Consider the following 2,485-nt stretch of genomic DNA (forward strand, 5'->3'; position numbering starts at 1 on the left):
ACATGTGGCCGGTCTTGATCACCCTGATCATCGGACTCGCCATCGCCTTCGAGCGCATCCTGTCGCTCAACCGGGCCGACATCAACGCGCCCAAGTTCATGGCCCGCGTCAAGGAGGCGCTCGACAACGGCGGTGTCTCCGCTGCCGAGGACGTCTGCGCCAACACGCGCGGCCCCGTGGCTTCTGTCGTCCAGGCCGGTCTCACTCGCTTCGACGAAGGCATGGCCGCCGTCGAGAAGGCCGTCGTTTCCTACGGCTCCATCGAGATGAGCTTCCTCGAGCGCGGTCTCGTCTGGCTCTCGCTCGGCATCTCGCTCGCGCCGATGTTCGGCTTCCTCGGAACGGTCGTCGGCATGGTCGAGGCGTTCGACGCCATCGAGGCCGCCGGCGACATATCGCCGTCGCTCGTCGCCGGTGGTATCAAGGTGGCCTTGCTGACGACCGTCTTCGGTCTGATCTCGGCCATCATCCTGCAGGTGTTCTACAACTACTGCGTCTCCAAGATCGACCGGATCACGGCCGACATGGAGGAGGCGTCGGTCGAGCTCATCGACTCGCTCGCCATGATGTCCGTCGGGCGCCCGGCGCTCTCGGGCCGCTCCGCCCGGACGACGCTCCCGCCCTCGAGCCCGCAGATCGGCACCGGCGACGATCCCGTCACTGACATCCCGTAGCGACCTCGCCCGGTCGGCCCTGTGTCGACCGGGCTACCCGGTGCGCCGTCCTCGAGGACGGTCCAACAATTTCCCCCTCTTTGATGGTTACCGCATTCATCTGGCTCTGCCTCGTCTTGATCGGAGTCTCGCTCCTGATGATGGTCGGGTTCGGGCTCAAGAACGCTGGCAACGCCCTCTCGGGCAGCAAGCTGGGACTGGCTGCGTTCGCGCTCCCACTCCTCATTTTCGTGATCGCGTACTTGGTCGACGGCACTGCCACGGGCGCAGCCGTCGCCACGGCGATGTTCACCGCGCTCTCGGGCTTCCTGGCCCTCCTCATTTCTGGCGCCAAGAGCCTGTTCAGCTAGCCTGACCACGGCTCAGCACGAACCGTCTCCGTCCCGGACCCTCCACGACCATGCCGCTCCTCAAGCCACGCAAGAAGCGCGACGCCGAGATCCCCTCGGCCTCGATGGCTGACATCGCGTTCCTGCTCCTGATCTTCTTCCTCGTCACCACGACGATCGACGCGGACAAGGGCATTTACATGCAGCTTCCGCCGAAGCTGGACGAGAACGTCGAGCCGCCGGACATCAACCAGCGGAACCTGCTCAACGTGCTCGTCGCCGAGGACGGCCGCGTGCTCATCGACAACGAGATCACGAACATCGGAGCGATCCGGGGCCTCGTGAAACGCCACATCACCAACAACGGTCGCGAGGCGAACCTGTCGATCAGCCCGGACAAGGCCGTCGTGTCGTTCAAGACGCGCCGCGGCTTGCCGTACGAGACGTACATCGAGGTCCTGGACGAGCTCAAGTCCGCCTACAACGAGGTCCGCAACGAGGCCGCGCGGTCCCAGTTCGGGACCGACTACGGGACCTATAAGGCTCGGCTCGGCGAGGACGACGAGGACGCGATCGCTGACCAGTACCCGTTGAAGCTGTCGCTGGCTGAGCCCGACCAGGAGTAACCCGGCCTCCCTCCAAACCAGAACCCTATGTCCGCCTCATTTAAAAAGAAGAGCGCCGGCACGAAGCAGGAGATCCCGACGGCATCGATGCCGGACATCATCTTCATGCTGCTGATCTTCTTTATGGTGACCACTGTGCTTCGGGAGACCGAGCTCTTGGTCAACGTGTCGATTCCACAGGCTGAGGCCGTGGAAAAGATCGACCAGAAGCGGCTGATCCAGTACCTCTACCTCGGTCCTGAAAAGCTCGAGAGCGGGGTCGGCGAGCCAGCCGTCCAGATCGACGACGCCATCGTGCGTGATCTCCCCGACGTCCGTCAGGTGATGTACCGCCGTCTCCGTGAGGAGCCCCGGACCATCGTCTCGATGCGCGTCGACCGTGAGGTCGAGACTGGAATGCTCTACGACGTCCAGCAGGAGTTGCGCGAGGCCGAGGCCCTGCGTGTCAATTACTCGACGGCCCGCGAGGCCCAGTAGCGGCCCGCCGCTGTTCGGCACAAGACGACCGGGGCGCTTCGAGAGGGGCGCCCCGGTTTTTATGTGTTCACCTCTGTGTTCAACCTCGACGGCCTCGAGGCCGAGCTCAGTCCGCTAAACGGGGGATACATCGAGGTCGAAATTTCGGCCCGACCCATCAAGGTCGGGTTCGTCCTCGAGGTCGGGTTCGCCCTCGAGGACGCCGTTTCGTTCGGACTCCACGGCTAGCGGCTGCCCTCGCCGTCTAGCTTTGAGCACTCTCCTCCACTACTGAGGACCTACCACGCGACTCTCAGTCCGGGCGACGGCATCGGCCCCGAAGTGGTCGCGGCCGCCGTCCGCGTCGTCGAGGCGACCGGGGTCTCGTTCAACTGGGACG

General features: G+C 64.3%; 5 protein-coding genes and 1 pseudogene. All 6 read left to right on the forward strand.

What is annotated here, in order from left to right:
- The coding region (locus tag WBA11_RS06325; protein WP_424519860.1) for a MotA/TolQ/ExbB proton channel family protein at window positions 1-674 on the forward strand (674 nt) is incomplete at its 5' end.
- 83 nt (window positions 675-757) lie between these two features.
- On the forward strand, window positions 758-1,024 hold the full coding sequence (locus tag WBA11_RS06330; protein ID WP_424519861.1) for a hypothetical protein: 267 nt from the start codon (window positions 758-760) through the stop codon (window positions 1,022-1,024).
- Window positions 1,025-1,074: 50 nt separating this feature from the next.
- Window positions 1,075-1,629 carry an ExbD/TolR family protein gene (locus WBA11_RS06335; RefSeq protein WP_424519862.1) on the forward strand — a complete coding sequence of 185 codons (555 nt, stop codon included), beginning with the start codon at window positions 1,075-1,077 and terminating at the stop codon, window positions 1,627-1,629.
- Window positions 1,630-1,656: 27 nt separating this feature from the next.
- Window positions 1,657-2,106 carry an ExbD/TolR family protein gene (locus WBA11_RS06340; RefSeq protein ID WP_424519863.1) on the forward strand — a complete coding sequence of 150 codons (450 nt, stop codon included), beginning with the start codon at window positions 1,657-1,659 and terminating at the stop codon, window positions 2,104-2,106.
- Window positions 2,107-2,169: 63 nt separating this feature from the next.
- Window positions 2,170-2,334 (forward strand): hypothetical protein, encoded by a 165-nt coding sequence (locus tag WBA11_RS06345; protein WP_424519864.1) that lies wholly within the window; start codon window positions 2,170-2,172, stop codon window positions 2,332-2,334.
- A 42-nt stretch (window positions 2,335-2,376) separates the two neighbouring features.
- Window positions 2,377-2,485: pseudogene (locus WBA11_RS06350) on the forward strand (NAD-dependent isocitrate dehydrogenase); the annotation flags it as partial.

The sequence above is a fragment of the Rubrivirga sp. genome, assembly GCF_049648075.1.
Taxonomy (GTDB): Bacteria; Bacteroidota; Rhodothermia; order Rhodothermales; family Rubricoccaceae; genus Rubrivirga.